Below are 19,294 nucleotides of genomic sequence, written 5' to 3'. Positions count from 1 at the left end.
CCGACCGGAAGGAGCACACATGGCTGAGACAGCCCAGGCCGGGCGCAAAGCGCGCATCGGCATCATCGGCGCCGGCTCCTGGGCCGTCGCCAACCACCTTCCGATCCTGAAGCGCCATCCGGGCGTCGAGCTGGTCGGCGTCGCGCGGCCCGGCGCCGCGGAGCTGGCCAAGGTCAAGGAGGCGTTCGGCTTTGCGCACGCCTACGAGACCTATGAGGAACTGCTCGCCAATGTCGAGATGGACGGCGTCATCATCGCGTCGCCGCACCATCTGCACGCCGAGCAGGCCATGGCGGCGCTGGCCAAGGGCAGCCACGTCATGGTCGAGAAGCCGATGGCGACCAATTCCGACGACGCGCGCAAGCTGATCGCGGCCGCCGAGGCCGCCGGCCGCGAGATCCTCGTGCCCTATGGCTGGAGCTTCCAGCCCTATTTCAAGAAGGCGCACGAACTGGTCGCTTCCGGCCGCATCGGCCGCATCCGCCATGTCTCGGCACAGATGGCAACGCCGATCGAAGACCTCGTCTCGGGCGGCGAGCTGCAGGGCACCGAGAACGAGATGTTCCGGCCCGAACGCGCCACCTGGGCCCATCCCGGCACCGGCGGTTATGGCTGGGGCCAATTGGTCCACATGCTGGGCGGCCTGTTCTATGTGACGGATCTGGAGCCGCAGAGCGTGTTCGCGCTGCTCGGCAAGTCGGCTATCGACACCGACATCCACAACGCGCTCGCCATGACGTTTGCCGGCGGCGCCACCGGTTCGCTATCGGGCTCCGCCTCGGTGCCGCCCGGCTCGGCCTTCCAGGTCGATATCCGCCTGTTCGGCACGGAAGGCATGCTGCTGCTCGACGTCGAGCGCGAGCGGCTCTGGCTGCGCCGTCTCGACGGCCAGGACGAGGAAATGGCAATCGAGCCCGGCGCCGGTGCCTATACCTGCGTCACGCCGGTCGAGGCCTTTGTCGACATCTGCCTCGGCATCCCGACCGAAAACTGCGGCAACGCGCAGGTCGGCCTGCGCTCGGTCCAGGTGGTCGAGGCGATGCTGAAATCAGGCGAGACCCGCACGATGGTCGACGTCGCCTAAGCCTCGTTGCTCCCCGAACGATCCACATCGCCCTGCCGGGAATCCGGTGGGGCGATTGGCGTTTGGAGCCTTGTTCTACAGCCCCAGGCGGCGAGACGAGTTGGTCAAATGCGAGCGCATCGCGGCGGCTGCGGCAGCGGGATCGCGCGCCTGGATCGCCTCGAAGATCCGCTGATGCTCGCCATGCGCAATGGCCTTCGTCTTGGTGAAGTCGAGCGAGCGCAGCGCCATGAGAATGCTCTCCTTCAGCTTCACGTCGACGAAGGCGATGAACAGCGAGACGAACGGGTTCTTCGTCGCGCCGGCCACCGCGCGGTGGAACGCGATGTCCGTCTCGACATAGGCGCTATGCAGGTCCTTGACCTCGGCCAGATTGTCGATGCAGCGGGCCATTTCCGCGAGATCCTCGTCGGTGCGCTGGATCGCGGCGAGTTCGGCTGCGCCCGTCTCCAGCATCAGCCGCAATTCGTAGAGGTGACGGTAGTCTTCCGGCACCGCCAGGCTGTTCGGCTCCAGCGTCAGCGAGTTGGCAGCCTCGGGCGAGGCCACGAAGGCGCCGATGCCCTGGCGCGAGACGACCAGCCCCTCATGCCGGAGCTTGGCGATCGCCTCGCGGATCACGGCGCGGCTGACGCCATGCTGGGCCGAGAATTCCTGTTCGGTCGGCAAACGGTCGCCAGGCTTCAGGTTTCCGCGCAGGATCTCGAAGCGCACAAAGGCGGCGACCTGGGACGGAAGCCCCTGCCGGCTGACCTTGTTCGGATTGGTTTCCATCGCGGCGCACTTCCCTGATCCGGTTCCAACGGGTGGGACACACGCGGTGGAACTCAACAAGGCCTCATACGCCGACTTGCCCCCTCAAGCCAACCTCGACGGCATTTCTCGTCGCCCCGGAGGAGTCAGGTCGTTTCACCCAGTTCGAAATGAACCGGCAGCACCAGCTCGCGGGTTGGGAAACGTCCCTCCTCAAAGCGGGTCAGCAGCATCTGCCCTGCCCTCTCGCCAAGTTCGTAAGCGGAGGAGATGACCGTCGTGACGAGCGGCCTTGCATAACGGCGCTGCTCGAAGCCGTTGAAGCCGGTGATCTTCACCCGCTCCGGCACGGCGATGCCGCGATCGAGCAGGATCGACATCGCCGCGATGGCGAAGCGGTCATTGCCGCCGACGATCGCATCCGGCAGCGGATGGCGGTCGAGATAGCCCATCACGGCCGCCCGGGCGCTGTCGAACTCCTCGGTTTCCGCGTGCACCACATCGATGCGGACATCACCGCCCGCCGCCTGGAAGCCCTCGCGCAAGCCGGCAACACGTTGATCGATGGCGGGCCAGTTCTGGCTCGGCACGACCACCAGCACGGTCTCGACGCGACGGGCAGCCAGGTGGTCGGCGAGCAGCCGGCCGCCCCCGGCATCATCCTGGCGGACGATGCAGGTTTCCTGGTTGGGCGAGGCGATCGGCTCCTGCATCAGGACCAGAGGCTGATCCAGGTTGATCAAGCTGTCCAGGATGGTGCTGCGCGCGTCCGGCGGGCCGGAAAGCACGACGCAGAAGCCGTCGACCGCGAAGTTGCGGATGATCGACGACTGGTTGAACTGGCCGGCACGGATGCCCTGCACCGTGACGGTGTGGTCGGCTGTGCTCAGCACGTTGCAGAGGCCGGCAACAACGTGGGCGTTGAAATGATCGACCAGAAAGGACGGCGACTCGTCGACGAAGATCATCCCGACGGAGCGGCGGCGCGAGACGCGCAGGCTCCGGGCGCTGTGCTGGACGCGATAATTGAGGCGGGCGATCTCGCGCTCGACAGCCTTTCGGGTCCGCTCGCTGACGAACTGGTGCTTGCCGTTGACCACGTTGGAAACGGTCATCGGCGAGACGTCGGCCGCCTTGGCGACGTCCTTTATCGTGACACGCTTTTGCGGAGCGCGGCCGGAATCATTGTCCGACATGGAACTGAGTCATCCTCTTTTGGCCCTTGGGCTTCGCTTGTCCACCCCGGCCCGCGATTCAACGCTTCAACTCTCGAATTAACGGCTCATTCAGCGACTTTTGCCGCCGGAAGCAATCCCCCATTTCACAAATGGCCACTTGACAGGGTTAAGTGGGGTGTAATTTAACGTTAAACAACACAAACGCAGATCCTGGAAAAACGAGGGGCCGATCATGCTGGTGGACTGTCACGTCAATATCTACAACGACGACCAGGTTACGCCGCTCTATGCCCAGCAGGCAGGCCTGGCCCGCGCGGCAGGCCTCGCCCCGAAGGCGGATGCGGATACGCTGGCCCGCGAGATGGCCGACGTCGACAAGGCCATCATCTTTTCGCTGCGCTACAAGGACTCGATCGGCGTCGACGGCAATGACGAGGTCACCGCCGCTGCGGTCGCCAAATATCCCGACAAGTTCGTCGGCTTCGCCGCCGTTGATCCCCGCATGCCCAACTGCATGGATCTCCTGGTTCACGCGATCGAGGATCTGAAGCTCAAGGGCGTCAAGTTCGGCCCAATCTACAATGGCGTGTCGCTGCTCGATCCCCGCCTTGAGCCGGTCTACGAGTATCTGCAGAAGAACAACCTGCCGCTCACCATGCATATGGGCACGACCTATGGCCGCAACGCGCCGGTCAACTATGGTCGCCCGCTCGACGTCGACACGATCGCGCTGCGCTATCCGGATTTGAAGATGATCATGGCCCATATGGGCCACCCCTGGTACGAGGAGTGCATCATCGTCGCCCGCAAGCAGCCGAACGTCTATTGCGAGGTGTCGGCGCTACACTACCGCCCCTGGCAGTTCTACAACATCCTGGTCTGCGCCCAGGAATACACCATCACCGACCGCAACAAGATCTTCTGGGGCACGGATTTCCCGTTCGCCCGCGTCGCGGAATCGGTCGAGGGGCTGAAGAACATCAACAGCCAGGTCGAGGGCACGCCGCTGCCGCGCGTCGCCGATACGACGATCGATTACATCCTGAATTCAAACCCGTTCGAGCATTGGTGGCACGGCGGCCTCGCCGTCTGAGCGAGCCTCCCCTCGCCTGAACTGACCTCCAGCAGCCGATGGATTCGAGATGGCAGACGACAGCAGGGACAAGAAGGGTTTCCGCAGCCGGGAGTGGTTCGGCCGTCAGGATTCCTACGGCTTCATCTATCGAAGCTGGCTGCGCAACCAGGGCCATACGGCCGAGATGTTCGATGGCCGCCCGGTCATCGGCATCTGCAATAGCTGGTCCGACCTCAATCCCTGCAACGGCCATCTGCGCGAACTGGCCGAGCATGTGAAGCGCGGCGTCTATGCCGCCGGCGGCTTTCCGCTGGAGTTTCCGGTCACCTCGCTCGGCGAGGCGCTGATGCGCCCGACCGCCATGCTGTTCCGCAATCTCGCCAGCATGGATGTCGAGGCCTCGATCCGCGCCAACCCGATCGACGGTGTCGTGCTGCTGGTCGGCTGCGACAAGACCACGCCGGCCGCGCTGATGGGCGCTGCCAGCGTCGATGTGCCGACGATCGTCGTCTCCGGCGGACCTATGCTTTCGGGCTCCTGGGAGGGTCGCCGCATCGGCTCGGGCACCGACGTCATTCGCTTCAAGGAAGCTGTGCGTGCCGGCACCATGTCGCTGCAAGAATTCATGGCGGCGGAAACCGCGATGTCGCCCAGCACCGGCTCCTGCATGACGATGGGCACCGCCTCGACCATGGCGAGCCTCTGCGAAGGGCTGGGCGTCGCCCTCCCCGGCAATGGCGCCATTCCGGCCGTCGACGCGCGTCGCCATGCGATTTTCCTTCGAGGCCGGCAAGCGCATCGTCGCCATGACGCATGAAGGCCTGCGCCTCTCCAAGATACTGACGCGCGAAGCTTTCGAGAACGCCGTCGTTCTCAACGCGGCGCTCGGTGGCTCGACCAATGCCGTGGTGCATCTGCTCGCGATTGCCGGCCGCCTCGGCGTCCCCTTCTCGCTTGACGATTGGGACAGGCTTGGCAGCGACGTGCCCTGCCTGCTCAACCTGATGCCATCCGGCGAATATCTGATGGAAGACTTCTTCCGCGCCGGTGGCGTGCCGGCCGTGCTGAATGAGATTTCGTCGCTGCTGAATAGCGATGCGCTGACCGTCACCGGCCGGACCCAGGCGGAGAACAATGCGGGCGCCGTGCGCCATGACGAGCGGGTCATCCTGCCCCTCGACAAGCCGTTCCGGGCCAAGGCCGGCATCGCCGTGCTGCGCGGCAACCTCGCCCCTTCCGGCGCGGTGATCAAACCATCGGCGGCGACGCCGGAACTCCTGGTTCATCGCGGCCGCGCCGTCGTGTTCACCTCGGCGGACGATCTGAAGGCGCGCATCGACGATCCCGACCTGCCGGTCGACAAGGACAGCATGCTGGTGCTGCAGAACTGCGGCCCGCGCGGCTATCCCGGCATGGCGGAGATCGGCAACATGCCGATCCCGGCCAAGCTGCTGCGCGAGGGCATCACCGACATGGTGCGCATCTCGGATGCGCGCATGAGCGGTACCGCCTTCGGCACGGTCGTGCTGCATGTGGCGCCCGAAGCCGCCGCCGGCGGCCCCCTCGCCCTAGTCCGCGACGGCGACATGATCGCGCTCGATGTGCCGGGGCGATCGATCCATCTGGAAGTCGACGACGCCGAACTGGAGCGTCGTCGCGCCGAGCTCAAGCCATTCGTATCGCCCTATGGGCGCGGCTATGAGCGGCTCTACGTCGATCACGTTATGCAGGCCGATTCCGGCGTCGATTTCGACTTCCTGGTTGGCGGCAGCGGCGACTACGTTCCGCGGGAGTCGCATTAACGCCGCGGGAAAAGACCGGCCCCATGCCTTCGACCCGCCCGCCATACCCTGCGGGCGGTAATCGCTGCGATATCGCCTTTATCGTCATATTAAACCCCGCCCCACACTCCCCGGAGCGTCAGCAGAAAAGCGGAATTGGCCGCATTTTCTAAATTGACTCGCTGGCACTTCGCCGCTTAGCATCTACTTTAACGATACATATAAATGTGTCGACATGGTTCAAAAATTGAACCAACCAGGGAAACCGGGCCGCAGGGTTCGGGCAGAGGAGAATGATCCGATGAGCGAGCGCAAGCCGCTTCGGAGCGCGCGGTGGTTTGGCCGCCCCGACAAATACGGCTTCTATGCCCGCAGCTGGATGCGCAACCAGGGCATCCCGTCGGAGATGTTCGACGGCCGCCCGGTCATCGGTATCTGCAACACCTGGTCGGAACTCACCCCGTGCAACGCGCATCTGCGGCAGCTGGCTGAGCATGTGAAGCGCGGCATCCTGGTTGCCGGAGGCCTGCCGCTCGAATTCCCCGTTATGAGCCTCGGCGAGACGCTCGTCCGCCCGACGGCGATGCTCTACCGCAACCAGGTCAGCATCGACGTCGAGGAGACGCTGCGCGCCAATCCGATCGACGGCGTCGTGCTGCTGGCAGGTTGCGACAAGACCACGCCGGCGCTGCTGATGGGCGCGGCCAGCGTCGACCTGCCGACCATCCTCGTCTCCGGCGGGCCAATGCTGAATGGTCGCGTGCGCGGCAAACAGGTCGGGTCGGGAACCGACGTCATCCGCTTCGCCGAAGCCGTGCAGATCGGCACGATGAGCCAGGAAGAATTCTACGAGGCCGAAGCCAGCATGAGCCGTTCGCCCGGCTCCTGCATGACCATGGGCACGGCTTCCACCATGGCGAGCCTCGCCGAAGCGATGGGCATCGCCCTCCCCTATAATGCGACCTGGCCGGCCGTCGACAGCCGCCGCGCGGTGCTCGCCGAAAAATCCGGCCACCACATCGTCGACCTCGTCCGCAACGACGTGCCGATGTCGAAGATCGTGACGCGCGAGGCGCTGGAAAATGCCATCGTCGTCAATGGCGGCATTGGCGGCTCGACCAATGCGGTCGTGCATCTGATCGCGCTCGCAGGACGCCTCGGCCTCGAGCTGACCCTCGACGACTGGGATCGCCTCGGCCGCATCGTCCCCTGCCTGCTCGACCTGATGCCGTCCGGCCAGTTCCTGATGGAAGAATTCTGCTACGCGGGCGGCTTGCCGGCCTTGATGAAGGAATTGAAGCCGCTGCTGCATGGCGGCTGCATCACGGTCGAAGGCGCCACCATCGCCGACCGGCTGGAGGAAGCCGAGTGCTTCGACCGCACCGTCATCCGGACGCTGGAAGAACCCTTCAAGCCGTTGGGCGGAATCGCGGTGCTGCGCGGCAACCTCGCTCCCTCCGGCGCCGTCATCAAGCCGTCGGCGGCCTCGCCCGAACTGATGAAGCATCGCGGCCGCGCCGTCGTGTTCGAGAACATGCCGGACTTCAAGAAGCGGGTCGATGATCCAGATCTGGACGTCGATGCCGACAGCATCCTCGTGCTGAAGCATGGCGGTCCGATCGGCTATCCCGGCATGCCGGAGATCGGCAACATGCCGTTGCCGAAGAAGCTCCGCGCCGCCGGCGTGCTCGACATGGTGCGTATCTCGGACGCGCGCATGAGCGGTACCGCCTTCGGCACCGTCGTGCTGCATGTCGCACCGGAAGCCGCGATCGGCGGTCCGCTCGCCTTGGTGCGAAACGGCGACTTCATCGAACTCGATGTCGAGGCGCGCAGCCTACATCTCGACGTTTCCGAGGCTGAACTCGCACAGCGCCGGGCCGAATGGACGCCTCCCCCTCCCCATTATGACCGCGGCTACGGCCGGATGTTCCTCGACAACGTCCAGCAGGCCGACCGCGGCGTCGACTTTGGTTTTCTCGTTGGCGGCAGCGGTCATCCCGTGCCGGCCGAATCTGCCTGATCGCTCTAGTTACAGGATCTTTCATGACGTCCACTGCCCCCCTGCCCGAAGGCTGGAACAAGCTCTACGCCGCCGTTCTGTCGGATGCGCTCGATGCCGTCGGCGTCACGACGCAGGCGATGCCGTCCACGATCCGGCCGCTCGACGAATCCCTCATCCTCTGCGGCCGCGCCCGCACCGGCATCTACATGGAGACCGCCCATGTCGACCCGGACGTCAATCCGTATGAGCTGGAGATCAAGCTCATCGACGATTTGAAGCCGGACGAAGTGGCCATCCTCGCCTGTGGCGGTTCCGGACGCATCGCGCCCTGGGGCAGCCTGCTTTCGACCGCCGCCGTCGGCCGCAAGGCGGCCGGCTGCATCACGGACGGCTTCGTGCGCGACATCAAGACGATCCGCGAGCTGAAGCTGCCCGTCTTCCATGCCGGCATCGCGCCGCTCGATTCCAAGGGGCGCGGCCAGATCGCGGCGATCGACGTTCCCGTCATCTGCGCCGGCGTGCGCGTCTGCACCGGCGATCTGGTGTTCGGCGATGCCGACGGCGTCGTGGTCATCCCGCAGGCGGTCGAGGCCGAAGTGCTGAAGATCGCCTTCGACAAGATCGCCAGTGAGGACAGCTCGATGGACGACCTTCGCAACGGCGCATACCTGCGCGACGTCTACGAACGCCACGGCGTCCTCTAGCTCGTCGAGGGTCGCGTTTTCTTCACGCGAGCCGGTAACCACGTCGCTCGAAAACGCTCCAAGCGGAAAAAGACCATGGCCATGCAAGCTTCGCAAGATCCATCCGCCGCCAGCCTGCGGCTTTCCCTGAGCCGGCGTATCTTCGCCGTCGAGGGCATGGCCATCCTCGCGGTCTTCGCGCTGCTGATCGCGATCTTCATGGTCACGGCGCCGCAGACCTTCCTCGGCTACCGTATCTACATGACGTTCCTCGCGAACGTGCCGCCGCCGATGATCCTGGCGCTCGGCCTCACCTTCGTCGTTGTGGCGGGAGAGATGGATCTCTCCTTCCCCTCGATCGTCGCCTTCTCGAGCTATGTCTTCGCCATCCTGTTCAAGAATTACGAGTTGACCTGGCTGGCCTTCGCGGCGGCGCTGATGGTCGGCGTCATCCTCGGCTTCGTGAACGGGCTGATCGTCACGCAGCTTGGCATCCCCTCCATGATCACCACGCTCGCCACGCTGTTCCTCTATGGCGGCCTCGTCGTGATCGTCTCCAACGGCCTGACCGTGGCCGTGCCGTCCGTGACCGACACCGCCATCCATTCGGTGTTCGCCGGCCGGATCGGCGTGCTGCCGGTGCAGGCGCTCTGGGCGCTCGCCGTCGCGGTGGCCCTCTGGTTCATCCTGAACCGCCACCGCTTCGGCGAGAACGTGCTGTTCATCGGCGACAATGCCCGCGTGGCGCATGTCGTCGGCATCCGGGTCGACCGCGAGAAGCTCAAGATCTTCACGCTGATGGGCCTGCTCTCCTCCTTTGCCGGCATCCTGCTGACGCTGGAAACCACCACCTACTTCTCCTCCCAGGGCATGGGCTACCTGCTGATCGTCGTGGCCAGCGTGTTCATCGGCGGCACGTCGATCTTCGGCGGCGCCGGCACCATTGTCGGCACCGTCGTCGGCGCGCTGATCGTCGCCATCATCGAGGCCGGACTGGTGGCCAGCGGCGTGCAGGGCTTCTGGACCCGCTTCCTGATCGGCGTCGTCTTCCTGGTTTCCGTTACGCTCAACATGGCGCTCGAAGATCCCGACCGTGTTCCGCTCTTCAAGAAGATCCGGATGCGGCTGCGACGTTGAGGCAAAAGACCTCGACGCGTTTCAATAAAGAAAACAAGCACCTGACAGACAAAGGGACCACAACATGATCACAAGGCGTTTCCTTCTCGGCGCGGCCTGCGCCCTCGGCATGACCGGCATGCTCTCCGGCACGGCGCTCGCCGCCGAGCCCGTGCTGACTGGCGAGGGCATGACCATCTATTTCCAGATGGGTGGCAATTCCGGCGACCCGACCACGCTGGCCCGCGAACTCGGCGCCAAGGCGGCAGCCGACATGCTCAAGGTCAAGCTGATCAACCAGTATGCCGGCTGGGACCAGCAGAAGATGCTGGAGCAGGCCAATCAGGCGCTGGCATCCCAGCCCGACGCCATCGTGGTCATGGGCCATTCCGGCACCGACTCGATGAAGCGTTTCCTGAACGATGCCAAGGAAGCAGGGATCGTGGTCGTTACCAACAACACCCGCCTGCCGGGCACCGACCTCAGCTATTTCGGCCTCGACAACTACGAGGCTGGCCGCGTGCTGGGCGAGAAGATGGTCGCCGCCGGCCTGAAGAAGGGCGACAAGGCGGTGATCTACGGCACGTTCGAGCAGACGGCGCATGCCGACATCTCGCGTGGCACGATCGAGGAATTCGACAAGGCCGGCGTGACCTATGACAAGCTGCAGTGGTCGAACGAGGCCGTGCAGGATCCCTCGCTCGCCGTGCCGGTGCTTGCCTCCTACCTCGAGAGCCATCCGGACGTGAAGGCGATCGCTGTCCCCGGCCATGGCGGCATCACCGCCATCCTCGCCAAGGTTCTGGACGCGGCCGGCAAGGCGCCGGGCTCCGTCATCACCGGCGGCTACGACATCTCGCCCGCTTCGATCGATGGCCTGAAGAAGGGCTATGTCACCGTCGTCGTCGACCAGCAACCCTACCTGCAGGGCTTCATGCCCGTGGTCGCCGCGGTGCTTCAGAAGCGCTATGGCCTCGCCGGCCTCATGCTCAACACCGGCGGTGGTGTCGTCACCAAGGACAATGTCGACGCCATCGCGCCGCTGGTCGAGGAAGGCGTTCGCTAAGTTTCAGAGAACCCCGCCCCTGTTGAGGAGATGACGAGCATGCAGGCCGAAAACGGCGCGACCGATCTGGTGCGGATGGTCAACATCCAGAAGCACTACGGCAAGGTTGAGAGTCTCAAGAACGTTAACCTGACGATCGGGCGCAACGAGATCGTCGGCCTGATCGGCGACAACGGCGCCGGCAAGTCGACGCTCATCAAGGTGATGACGGGCGTCGAGGCGCCGACCGCCGGCCAGCTCTTTATCAAGGGCAAGGAAGTCGAAGCGGGCGGCCATTCGGTCCGCAAGGCCCAGGACTTCCGGATCGAGACCGTCTACCAGGACAAGTCGCTCGGCGAGAAGCAGCCGCTCTGGCGCAACTTCTTCGTCGGGCGGCCGATCACCAACCGCTTCGGCTTCATCGACGTGAAGGCGGAAAAGCGGATCGCCGAGCAGATCATGAAGTCAACCATCGGCTTCCGTTCGCGCGGCATCAGCGTCGACTCGACCGTGGGCAAGCTGTCCGGCGGCGAGCGGCAGGGCGTCGCCATCGGCCGCGCCATGCATTTCGACAGCGACCTCATCATCCTCGACGAACCGACCGTCGCGCTTGCCATCAAGGAAGTGCGGCGGGTGCTCGACTTCATCCAGTCGATCAAGGCCGGCGGACGCTCCTGCATCTATATCGAGCACACGCTCGCCAATGTGCATGAAGTCGCCGACCGGCTGATCGTGCTCGACCGCGGCGAGATCGCGCTCGACACGCCCAAGAGCGCCTTGAGCCTCAGCGAACTGACGGAATTCCTGCTGTCGCTGCATCGCGTCCGCCATTGACGACGGGCGGCGGCTTCGGCCGCCGCTGACGCAAACCCGGCCAACGGACGACCGCCCTGTCCACCGGCAGGACGACGGGCCGTCCATGCCTGAAACGATCGAGGCCACGACCTCCAAAAGCAAGAAGCCAGAGAACTGGTCCCGATTGAACGCGACGTTCCAGAACTGCGATCAGAGGGAAAGGGAAGTTCCATGAAAATCTTGTCCGGTATCCGCAAGGGGATACTCGCCGGGGCCGCCGCCGCCCTGTTGGCATCGGTGCCGATGACCGCTTTCGCCGAGCAGATCACGCTGCGCGTGCCGAGCTGGTGGTTCGGAGAACCCGGCAACAAAGTCTGGATGGAGAAGGTCGTAAAGGCCTTCATGGATGAGAATCCGGACATCAAGGTGGAAGGCTACAACGTCGCCTATGGCGCCTATGCCGACCAGATGCTGCTGGAAATGGGCTCCGGTTCGCCGCCGGACGTCATCCACCTGCTGAACATGAACATCGGCGATTTCCTGCGCAACGACCTGCTGCTGCCGCTCGACGGCTATGTCGCCAAGAGCGACATCAGCAAGGAAACCTACAGCCCCGCGCAGTTTGAATCGCCGCTGATGGTGGATGGCCATACCTACGGCGTCATCCAGATGGTCGCGAACTACGTGCCCTTCTACAACGAGACGATCCTGAAGGCGGCCGGCTACGACAAGTTCCCGGACAATCCCAAGGATTTCCTCGAACTCGCCAAGAAGACGACCAAGGCGCCGAACCAGTTTGGATACGCCGCGATGGTCAAGCCTGGCAGCTACATCCAGACCTATATGGACGTGGCGCAGTGGGTGATCGCCAATGGCGGCCATTTCGCCATCGACGGCAAGCCGACGGTCAACGATCCCCGCAACATCGAAGCGATCTCCATGTTCAAGGAGCTCTTCGATGCCGGCGTGATGCCGCGCGATGTCGACAAGTCGACCTACCGGCAGATGTGGTGGCAGGGCAAGGTCGGCACGCTGTTCGACGGCTCCTGGATGATGGGCTTCGCCAAGGCCGGCAATCCCGAGATCGTCAAGGACCTGCGCACGGCGCCGATGCCGTGGCCTGGCCATCGCACGGCGGCGGCGTTCCAGCTCTGGGCGATCCCGAAGGATGCGCCGCATCCGGACGAAGCCTTCAAGCTGATCGAATTCATGCAGAGCGCCAAGTGGCAGAAGGAGATGGTCGCCATCACCAATGCCGTGTCGCCGCGCCTGAACAGCATCCCGGACGGCTATCTCGAGGCCAATCCGTGGTTCGCCACCTTCCAGGAAGCTTCCGACAAATATGCCGTCTCGATCATGCCGGCCGGCCTGGAGCTCTATGGCAACGAGGTCCTGAAGATCATCGCCGATAAGGTCGAGGAGATCCTCTACAAGAACCGCCCCGTCGCCGAGGCCATGGCCGAAGCGCAGGCGCAGGTCGTCGCCCTCGTCAAGAACTGACGCAGCGCCATCCGGGCGGCGGCGCGAAAGCCTCGTCGCCCGGTTCCTTCTCCTCTCCAGACGAGCGTGGTCCATGGCCCTCACCCAGACATCCGCCCGCGTCGCGGGCGTGAGGACCGTTCATTATGCCGACAGCCAGGATCGCTGGCTGCCTGCCGTGATGGTTCTTCCGTTTCTCCTCGCCATAACGGCGTTGGTGATCATTCCCCTGCTCTGGGGAATTCGCATCAGCTTCACCAATAGCCGCATCATCGGCCGAGCCTTCACAGAGGCCTTCACGCTCGCCAACTACCAATCGGTCCTGACCGATCCCGACACCTGGCACTCGCTCTATGTCACGGCGGTCTTCTCGCTCGGCACGGTGATCGGGAGCATCGCCCTCGGCCTCGTCACCGCGCTGGTGCTGACCCGCGCCTTTCCCGGCCGCGGCATCGTCCGCACGCTGATCATCCTGCCCTGGGCCGTGCCGCATGTCGTCGCCGCGCTGATCTGGCAGTGGATGTACAATCCGAATTACGGCGTCGTGAACTATGCCATCGGCTGGATCCCCTTCGTGACCAGCCAGCCGAACTGGCTGAGCGACCCGAACCTGGCGCTTCCGGCCATCATCATCCTGAACATCTGGAAGACCTATCCGTTCGCGACGCTCGTCCTGCTCGCGGGCCTGCAGTCGATCCCCGACGAACTCTACGAGGCGTCCGAGATCGACGGCGCCGGGCCGATGCGCCGCTTCCTCGACATCACGCTGCCCGGCCTCAAGCATGTGCTCGCCATCGTCGTGCTGCTGCTGACGATCTGGAGCTTCGGCAATTTCGTCTTCATCTTCCTGATGACCCAGGGCGGCCCCGCCGGCGCCACCAACACATTGGTCGTGAAGGTCTATTTCGAGGCGTTCCGCTTCTTCCGCGCCGGTCCCGCCTTCGCGATGGGATCGCTGCTGCTGCTCGTCGCGGTGCTGCTGACGCTGGCCTACGCCTTCATCGTGCGGAGAGGTAATGATGCGTAACGCCCCCAGCGCCCGCCATGGCGAAGCCTTCCTGCCGAACCTTTCTCGCATCGCTGGAAGGCTGGCCCTCGCCGCCCTCATCCTGATCCTCTGCGCGATCGCGGTCTTCCCGTTCTACTGGATGTTCGTGACCTCGATCCGGCCTTCCGGCCAGTTGTTCGCCTATCCGCCCGAGATCCTGCCGAGCGCCAATTCGGTGTTCTCGACCTATGTGACGATCTTCCAGGATACGGCGCTCGGAACCTGGCTCTGGAACAGCATCCGCGTGGCGCTCGGCACCGCGATCCTTGCCTCCTTCATTGGCGCCATGATGGCCTATTCCCTGTCGCGCTTCCGCTTCCAGGGGCGCGGCTTCACGGAATATCTGTTGCTCGCAACCCAGATGTTCCCGGGCATCCTGCTCGCCATGCCGATGTATGTGCTGTTCAGCAAGATCGGCCTGCTCAACAGCCTGCCCGGCCTGACGGTCGCTTACCTGGCCCTGCTCGTCCCCGTCGCGACCTCGCTGCTGAAGACCTTCTTCGACGGCATCCCGGTCGCGCTGGAAGAAGCCTCGTTGATCGACGGCGCGTCGCGGATCGGCACCTTCTTCCGCATCACGCTGCCCCTGTCGCTGCCCGGCCTCGCCTCGACCTTCCTGTTCTGCTTCATCATCGCCTGGGACGAATATCTCTTCGCCCAGATGTTCGTGCGCCAGCCGGGAAACTGGACGGTTTCCGTCGGCCTCGCCTCGTTCAGCGGCGAATACGTCACCCCCTGGGATCAGGTCATGACCGCGGCGACCATCGTCACGCTGCCGGCGGCCATCGTGTTCCTTTTCCTGCAGCGATACCTCGTCCACGGCCTCACGGCCGGCGGCGTAAAAGGTTGATCGGAGACCCTCATGAGCACCGCCCGCCTGGAACAACTCTCCAAGCAATATGACGGCCACCTCGCTGTCGACCGCATCAATCTCGACATCGCCGATGGCGAGTTCGTCGTCTTCGTCGGCCCGTCCGGCTGCGGCAAGTCGACGACGCTGCGCATGATCGCCGGGCTGGAACGCGCCACCGGCGGCGAGATCTGGATCGACGGCAAGCCCGCCAACCATGTTTCGCCGCGAGATCGCGACATCGCCATGGTGTTCCAGAACTACGCGCTCTATCCGCACATGACCGTGGCGCAAAACCTTTCCTACGCGCTGCGCCTGCGCAATTGGGCCCGCGCCGACATCGACCGCCGTGTCGGCGAGGTCGCGCAGTCGCTCGATCTCGCTCCCCTGCTCCACCGCAAGCCGTCGCAGCTTTCGGGCGGCCAGCGCCAGCGCGTCGCGCTGGGCCGCGCCATCATCCGCGAGCCAAAGCTGTTCCTGATGGACGAGCCGCTCTCCAATCTCGACGCCAAGCTGCGCGTGCAGACCCGCGCCGAGATCACGCGCCTGCAGCGCTCGCTTGGCATCACCACGATCTACGTCACGCACGACCAGACCGAAGCGATGACGATGGGCAACAAGATCGTTGTCATGAATGGCGGCCGCATCCAGCAGGCCGACACGCCGCAGCAGCTCTACCAGCACCCGGCCAATACCTTCGTCGCGCAGTTCATCGGCACGCCGCCGATGAACCTCCTGCGCTGCCGGCTCGAGCCGGAGGGTGGCGTGATCGTCGCCCGCGGCGCGGGCGTGAACATTCCGATCCGCCTGGAGAGCCTGACCGCGCTGCGCCCCAAGGTACGGGACGGCGAATTCCTGATCGGCTTCCGCCCCGAGGACATTGTCATGGACCCGGGCGCCGCGGGCAATGGCGTCACAGGCTCGGCCGACGTCATCGAGGGCCTCGGCCATGAATCGCTGGTGAGCGTGAAGGAATGCGAGAACGCCTTCATCGCCCGCATGTCGCCAGAGAACGCCGCGCCGATCCGGCTCGGCGACCGGCTCTCCTTCTCCGTCAATCCGGACCGGCTCCGATACTTCTCCGCCGAAAGCGGCGAGGCGATCCGCGTCCCGTAGTCCCTGCAGTTTGACCGCTCAAAGAGGAATGAGACCATGAAGACGTTGATCACGGGGGCCTCCGGACGGGTTGGCCGACAGATGGTAGCGAGCCGCCAGGCGCTGGGCGACAGCGTGCGCGCGCTGGTGCTGCCGGGCGATCCGGGCCTCGATGGCCTGAAGGATGCCGGCGTCGAGGTGATTGTCGGGTCGCTCACCGACAAGGAAGCCGTCGAGCAGGCAGTGGCCGGCGTCGACATCATCGTCCACCTCGCCGCCGCCATGCTGTGGGAACAGGGCGCCGACCGCGAATTGTTCCAGCAGAACATCGCGGGCACCTTCAACCTGTTCGACGCGGTCGTGTCGCAGAAGGTCAAGCTGCAGCGCTTCTTCATCGCGTCCAGCGACGAGGTCTACCCGTCGCTGAAGGCGCTCTATTCGCCGATCGACGAGCGTCATCCGCAGCAGCCCTACAGCTTCTATGGCCTGACCAAGGAGATCGACGAGCGACTGGCACTTTATTACCACCGCTCGCATGGCGTTCCCGTCACCATCGCCCGTTTCGCGCTGATCGCGCGCTCCGAGGAAATCCGTCGGCCGAGCGGCTGGTCGGGGCGCTTCCTGTTCGTCGAGCCGATGCGCAACCTGTTCACCGCGCTCGGACGGCCGGATGCGGTCGCAGCACTCGACGCGGCCAAGACCGGCCCGGAAGACACGCTGCTGCTGGCGCTCGACGAGGACGGCATCCCCTACGAGTTCCACTTCTGCGACGTGATCGACCTGGTTGGCGGCATCAATCTGATGCTGAGCGATGTCTCGGCGGTTGGCGAGATCTTCAATCTGAGCGGCCCCAGCCCCTTCTCCTACAAGGTCGCGGTCGAGGCGCTGCACAAGACCTTCGGCTTCCCCTATGTCGAAGTCCGCATTCCGGGTCCTGCCATCCGCGCCAGCCACGAGATCGCCAAGGCGAAATCGATCCTCGGCTACAAGCCGGTCTACGACATCCAGAAGATCATCGAGGAAGCCGCCAAGGCCTGATTCCTTGTCAAAAGCCGGTCGCCCTCGGGCGGCCGGCCCAGCCCATGATCCCATCGAGACGATGCCATGACAGACGACCACGCGCCCCGCCCTTCCGGCATCGCCACCTATCCGAGCCTGAAAGGCCGCGTCGCGCTGATCACGGGCGGCGGCAGCGGCATCGGTGCGACCATCGTCCGCCGCTTTGCCGAACAGGGCTGCCGCGTCGCCTTCCTCGACATCGCGGAGGAGACCTCGCAGGCGCTCGTCGCCGCGCTGGCAAAGGACGGCCTCACCGCGCATTTCGAGAAGGTCGACATCACCAAGGTTGACGAGATCCAGGCGGCGATCGCCCGGGTGCGCGCGGCGCTGGGACCGATCACCATCCTCGTCAACAACGCCGCCAATGATGACCGCCACAAGCTCGACGACGTGACCTCGGAATATTGGGACTGGGCCGTCAGCGTGAATTTGAAGCACCAGTTCTTCTGCGCGCAGGCGGTCCACAAGGACATGGCGGCAGCCGGCGGCGGCGCCATCATCAATATGAGCTCGATTTCCTACCTCATGGGCGCCACGGACAACGACGCCTATCTGAGCGCCAAATCCGCCGTGATCGGCCTGACGCGCGGGCTGGCTCGCGAGCTTGGTCCGGACAATATACGTGTCAATTCCGTGCTGCCCGGTTGGATCATCACCGAACGCCAGCGCCGGCTCTGGCTCAACGCCGATGGCGAGAAGCGCATCCTGGAGCGGCAGTGCCTGAAGCGGCAGCTCGACGCCGACGACATCGCGCGGCCCGTACTGTTCCTCGCCTCCGATGAGGCCGGCGCCTGCACCAACCAGAGTTTTATCGTCGATGGTGGCTGGGTCTGACGCGCACACGCCCTTCTCGAAACAAAAAAACGGACCCGATCGGGTCCGTTCTTCTTTTGAGTATCGCTTCGGAACGGAGGGATTCGAGCCGGCTCCGGCCTATGACAGCGCCGGGATGAGGCCTTCGGACTCGAGCGTGGTCCAGAGTTCCGCGGGAATGTCGCGCTCGAACCATTCGACATTGCCCTTCACCTGCGCCGCCGTCTTGGCGCCGATGGCGACGACCGTCGCGGCCGGATGGCGCAGCGGATACTGGATCGCGGCGGCGGGCAGCGGCACGTCGAAGCGGCCGCACACCGCCTCAAGCTTCTCCACCCTGGCCAGAACCTCGGCCGGGGCGTCGACATAGTTGAATTTCTTGCGACCCGAGGTCGATGCCAGGATGCCGGAGTTGAACACGCCGCCAATGACGAGATCGACCTCGTGCTTCAGCGCCAGCGGCAGGAAGGTCTCGGCCGCGTCGTCGTCGAGCAGCGTGTAGCGGCCGGCGAGCAGGCAGACGTCGAGATCGGCCTCCTGCATGGCATCGCGGATCACCTGCCATTCGTTGACGCCGAGGCCGAAGCCCGCGATCAGGCCGGCGGCCTTCAGCTCGGCCAGCGCCTTGAAGCCGCCGCCCTTGGTCAGCGCGCCCCAATGATGATCGTGCAACTCGCCATGCGTGACTCGGCCGATATCGTGCACGAACAGGATGTCGAGACGGCCAAGACCGGTGCGCTGACGGCTGTCGTCATAGGAGCGCAGGATGGCATCATAGGAATAATCGAACACTTCGCGGAACGGCAGGCCGTTGTTCCAGCCGGAATCGAACTCGTTCTTTGGCGGTTCGGGCGGCAGCACACGGCCAGGGCGGTCGAAGCTCATCAGCCGGCCGACCTTGGTGCTGACGCGGAACGACTCCGGATCCTGCTCGCGCAGGAAGTGGCCCGCCAGATGCTCGGCGCGGCCGAGCCCATACATGGGCGCGGTGTCGAAGTAGCGAAGGCCCGCGTCCCACGCCGCCTGCATCGCGCCTTCGGCATCGGCAAGCGGGACGGAGGCGTAGAGGCCGCCGAACGGCGCCGTGCCAAGTCCGAGCAGGGTCAGGTCGATATTGGAGCGCTTGAGGTGCTTCTTGTCGGAGGCTTTCATCGGTATCGTCCTAGGTCAGAGATGGGCACGAATGTTGGCGCAATTCGTGCCGCCGCTTCTTCGGCAGCCTCGGGTCCTCATGGATGTCTGGGAGAGCCCGGCGACCGTCCTGAAATCCGGCGCGTGCGAATCAGCAGGCTGGCGCAGCGTCACCCGTCATGGGACGCGAGAATGGACATGCCGACAAGAGCCACAAAGCCACCTCGCCTGATATTTTAGATATCTATCGATGAAAGCCCATGGAGATCTTCCCCGCCGCGACCAGCCCGGTCGCGGCGGGGAA

General features: G+C 64.5%; 16 protein-coding genes and 1 pseudogene. 14 read left to right on the top strand and 3 right to left on the bottom strand.

Features of this window, described 5'->3' with window-relative positions; all coding sequences use genetic code 11:
- Nucleotides 1–19: 19 nt before the first annotated feature.
- Nucleotides 20–1,084 (top strand): Gfo/Idh/MocA family protein, encoded by a 1,065-nt coding sequence (locus ACHMWQ_RS09180; protein ID WP_396307222.1) that lies wholly within the window; start codon nt 20–22, stop codon nt 1,082–1,084.
- A 75-nt stretch (nt 1,085–1,159) separates the two neighbouring features.
- Here the strand turns inward: ACHMWQ_RS09180 and ACHMWQ_RS09175 are convergent, their stop codons facing one another.
- Together ACHMWQ_RS09175 and ACHMWQ_RS09170 are read right to left on the bottom strand one after the other, a co-directional pair.
- Entirely contained in the window at nt 1,160–1,858 is a 699-nt protein-coding gene (locus ACHMWQ_RS09175) for a FadR/GntR family transcriptional regulator (RefSeq protein WP_396307221.1), read from the bottom strand.
- 125 nt (nt 1,859–1,983) lie between these two features.
- Nucleotides 1,984–3,033 carry a LacI family DNA-binding transcriptional regulator gene (locus tag ACHMWQ_RS09170; protein WP_396307220.1) on the bottom strand — a complete coding sequence of 350 codons (1,050 nt, stop codon included), beginning with the start codon at nt 3,031–3,033 and terminating at the stop codon, nt 1,984–1,986.
- A gap of 214 nt (nt 3,034–3,247) precedes the next feature.
- Here ACHMWQ_RS09170 and ACHMWQ_RS09165 point away from each other — a divergent pair, with 214 nt between their 5' ends.
- The 13 genes and pseudogenes from ACHMWQ_RS09165 to ACHMWQ_RS09105 all read left to right on the top strand — a co-directional run bounded on the left by ACHMWQ_RS09165 (nt 3,248) and on the right by ACHMWQ_RS09105 (nt 17,880).
- A complete protein-coding gene (locus tag ACHMWQ_RS09165) occupies nt 3,248–4,108 on the top strand; it encodes an amidohydrolase family protein (RefSeq protein ID WP_354552514.1) in 861 nt (286 codons plus the stop codon).
- 49 nt (nt 4,109–4,157) lie between these two features.
- Nucleotides 4,158–5,892: pseudogene (locus ACHMWQ_RS09160) on the top strand (IlvD/Edd family dehydratase).
- 280 nt (nt 5,893–6,172) lie between these two features.
- Nucleotides 6,173–7,894, top strand: coding sequence for an IlvD/Edd family dehydratase (locus tag ACHMWQ_RS09155; protein WP_396307219.1), 1,722 nt, complete (start codon nt 6,173–6,175; stop codon nt 7,892–7,894).
- Between the two features lie 23 nt (nt 7,895–7,917).
- The gene (locus ACHMWQ_RS09150; protein ID WP_396307218.1) at nt 7,918–8,580 is read left to right on the top strand and encodes an RraA family protein; all 663 of its coding nucleotides are present in this window, start codon (nt 7,918–7,920) and stop codon (nt 8,578–8,580) included.
- A gap of 75 nt (nt 8,581–8,655) precedes the next feature.
- Nucleotides 8,656–9,696 carry an ABC transporter permease gene (locus tag ACHMWQ_RS09145; RefSeq protein ID WP_396307217.1) on the top strand — a complete coding sequence of 347 codons (1,041 nt, stop codon included), beginning with the start codon at nt 8,656–8,658 and terminating at the stop codon, nt 9,694–9,696.
- A gap of 64 nt (nt 9,697–9,760) precedes the next feature.
- Nucleotides 9,761–10,741, top strand: a complete 981-nt coding sequence (locus tag ACHMWQ_RS09140) for a substrate-binding domain-containing protein (RefSeq protein WP_396307216.1) — start codon at nt 9,761–9,763, stop codon at nt 10,739–10,741.
- Nucleotides 10,742–10,780: 39 nt separating this feature from the next.
- Nucleotides 10,781–11,554: an ATP-binding cassette domain-containing protein gene (locus ACHMWQ_RS09135; RefSeq protein WP_396307215.1), complete on the top strand. Its 774-nt coding sequence runs from the start codon at nt 10,781–10,783 to the stop codon at nt 11,552–11,554.
- 192 nt (nt 11,555–11,746) lie between these two features.
- The gene (locus ACHMWQ_RS09130) at nt 11,747–13,015 is read left to right on the top strand and encodes an ABC transporter substrate-binding protein (RefSeq protein ID WP_396307214.1); all 1,269 of its coding nucleotides are present in this window, start codon (nt 11,747–11,749) and stop codon (nt 13,013–13,015) included.
- A gap of 73 nt (nt 13,016–13,088) precedes the next feature.
- Nucleotides 13,089–14,021 (top strand): carbohydrate ABC transporter permease, encoded by a 933-nt coding sequence (locus ACHMWQ_RS09125; RefSeq protein ID WP_396307213.1) that lies wholly within the window; start codon nt 13,089–13,091, stop codon nt 14,019–14,021.
- A complete protein-coding gene (locus ACHMWQ_RS09120) occupies nt 14,014–14,892 on the top strand; it encodes a carbohydrate ABC transporter permease (RefSeq protein WP_354552503.1) in 879 nt (292 codons plus the stop codon). The genes ACHMWQ_RS09125 and ACHMWQ_RS09120 overlap by 8 nt, the downstream gene beginning before the upstream one ends.
- A 12-nt stretch (nt 14,893–14,904) precedes the next feature.
- Nucleotides 14,905–16,008 (top strand): ABC transporter ATP-binding protein, encoded by a 1,104-nt coding sequence (locus ACHMWQ_RS09115; protein ID WP_396307212.1) that lies wholly within the window; start codon nt 14,905–14,907, stop codon nt 16,006–16,008.
- 36 nt (nt 16,009–16,044) lie between these two features.
- On the top strand, nt 16,045–17,025 hold the full coding sequence (locus tag ACHMWQ_RS09110; RefSeq protein WP_396307211.1) for an NAD-dependent epimerase/dehydratase family protein: 981 nt from the start codon (nt 16,045–16,047) through the stop codon (nt 17,023–17,025).
- 66 nt (nt 17,026–17,091) lie between these two features.
- Nucleotides 17,092–17,880 carry an SDR family NAD(P)-dependent oxidoreductase gene (locus ACHMWQ_RS09105; protein WP_396307210.1) on the top strand — a complete coding sequence of 263 codons (789 nt, stop codon included), beginning with the start codon at nt 17,092–17,094 and terminating at the stop codon, nt 17,878–17,880.
- A gap of 99 nt (nt 17,881–17,979) precedes the next feature.
- Here ACHMWQ_RS09105 and ACHMWQ_RS09100 read toward each other — a convergent pair whose 3' ends face one another.
- Nucleotides 17,980–19,017, bottom strand: coding sequence for an aldo/keto reductase (locus ACHMWQ_RS09100; RefSeq protein WP_396309419.1), 1,038 nt, complete (start codon nt 19,015–19,017; stop codon nt 17,980–17,982).
- Between the last annotated feature and the right edge of the window lie 277 nt (nt 19,018–19,294).

The organism is Kaistia sp. UC242_56, from assembly GCF_044452255.1.
Lineage (GTDB): Bacteria > Pseudomonadota > Alphaproteobacteria > Rhizobiales > Kaistiaceae > Kaistia > Kaistia defluvii_A.
Note: the sequence above shows the minus strand (reverse complement) of the source record. Positions and strands in the feature narration are given on the sequence as shown.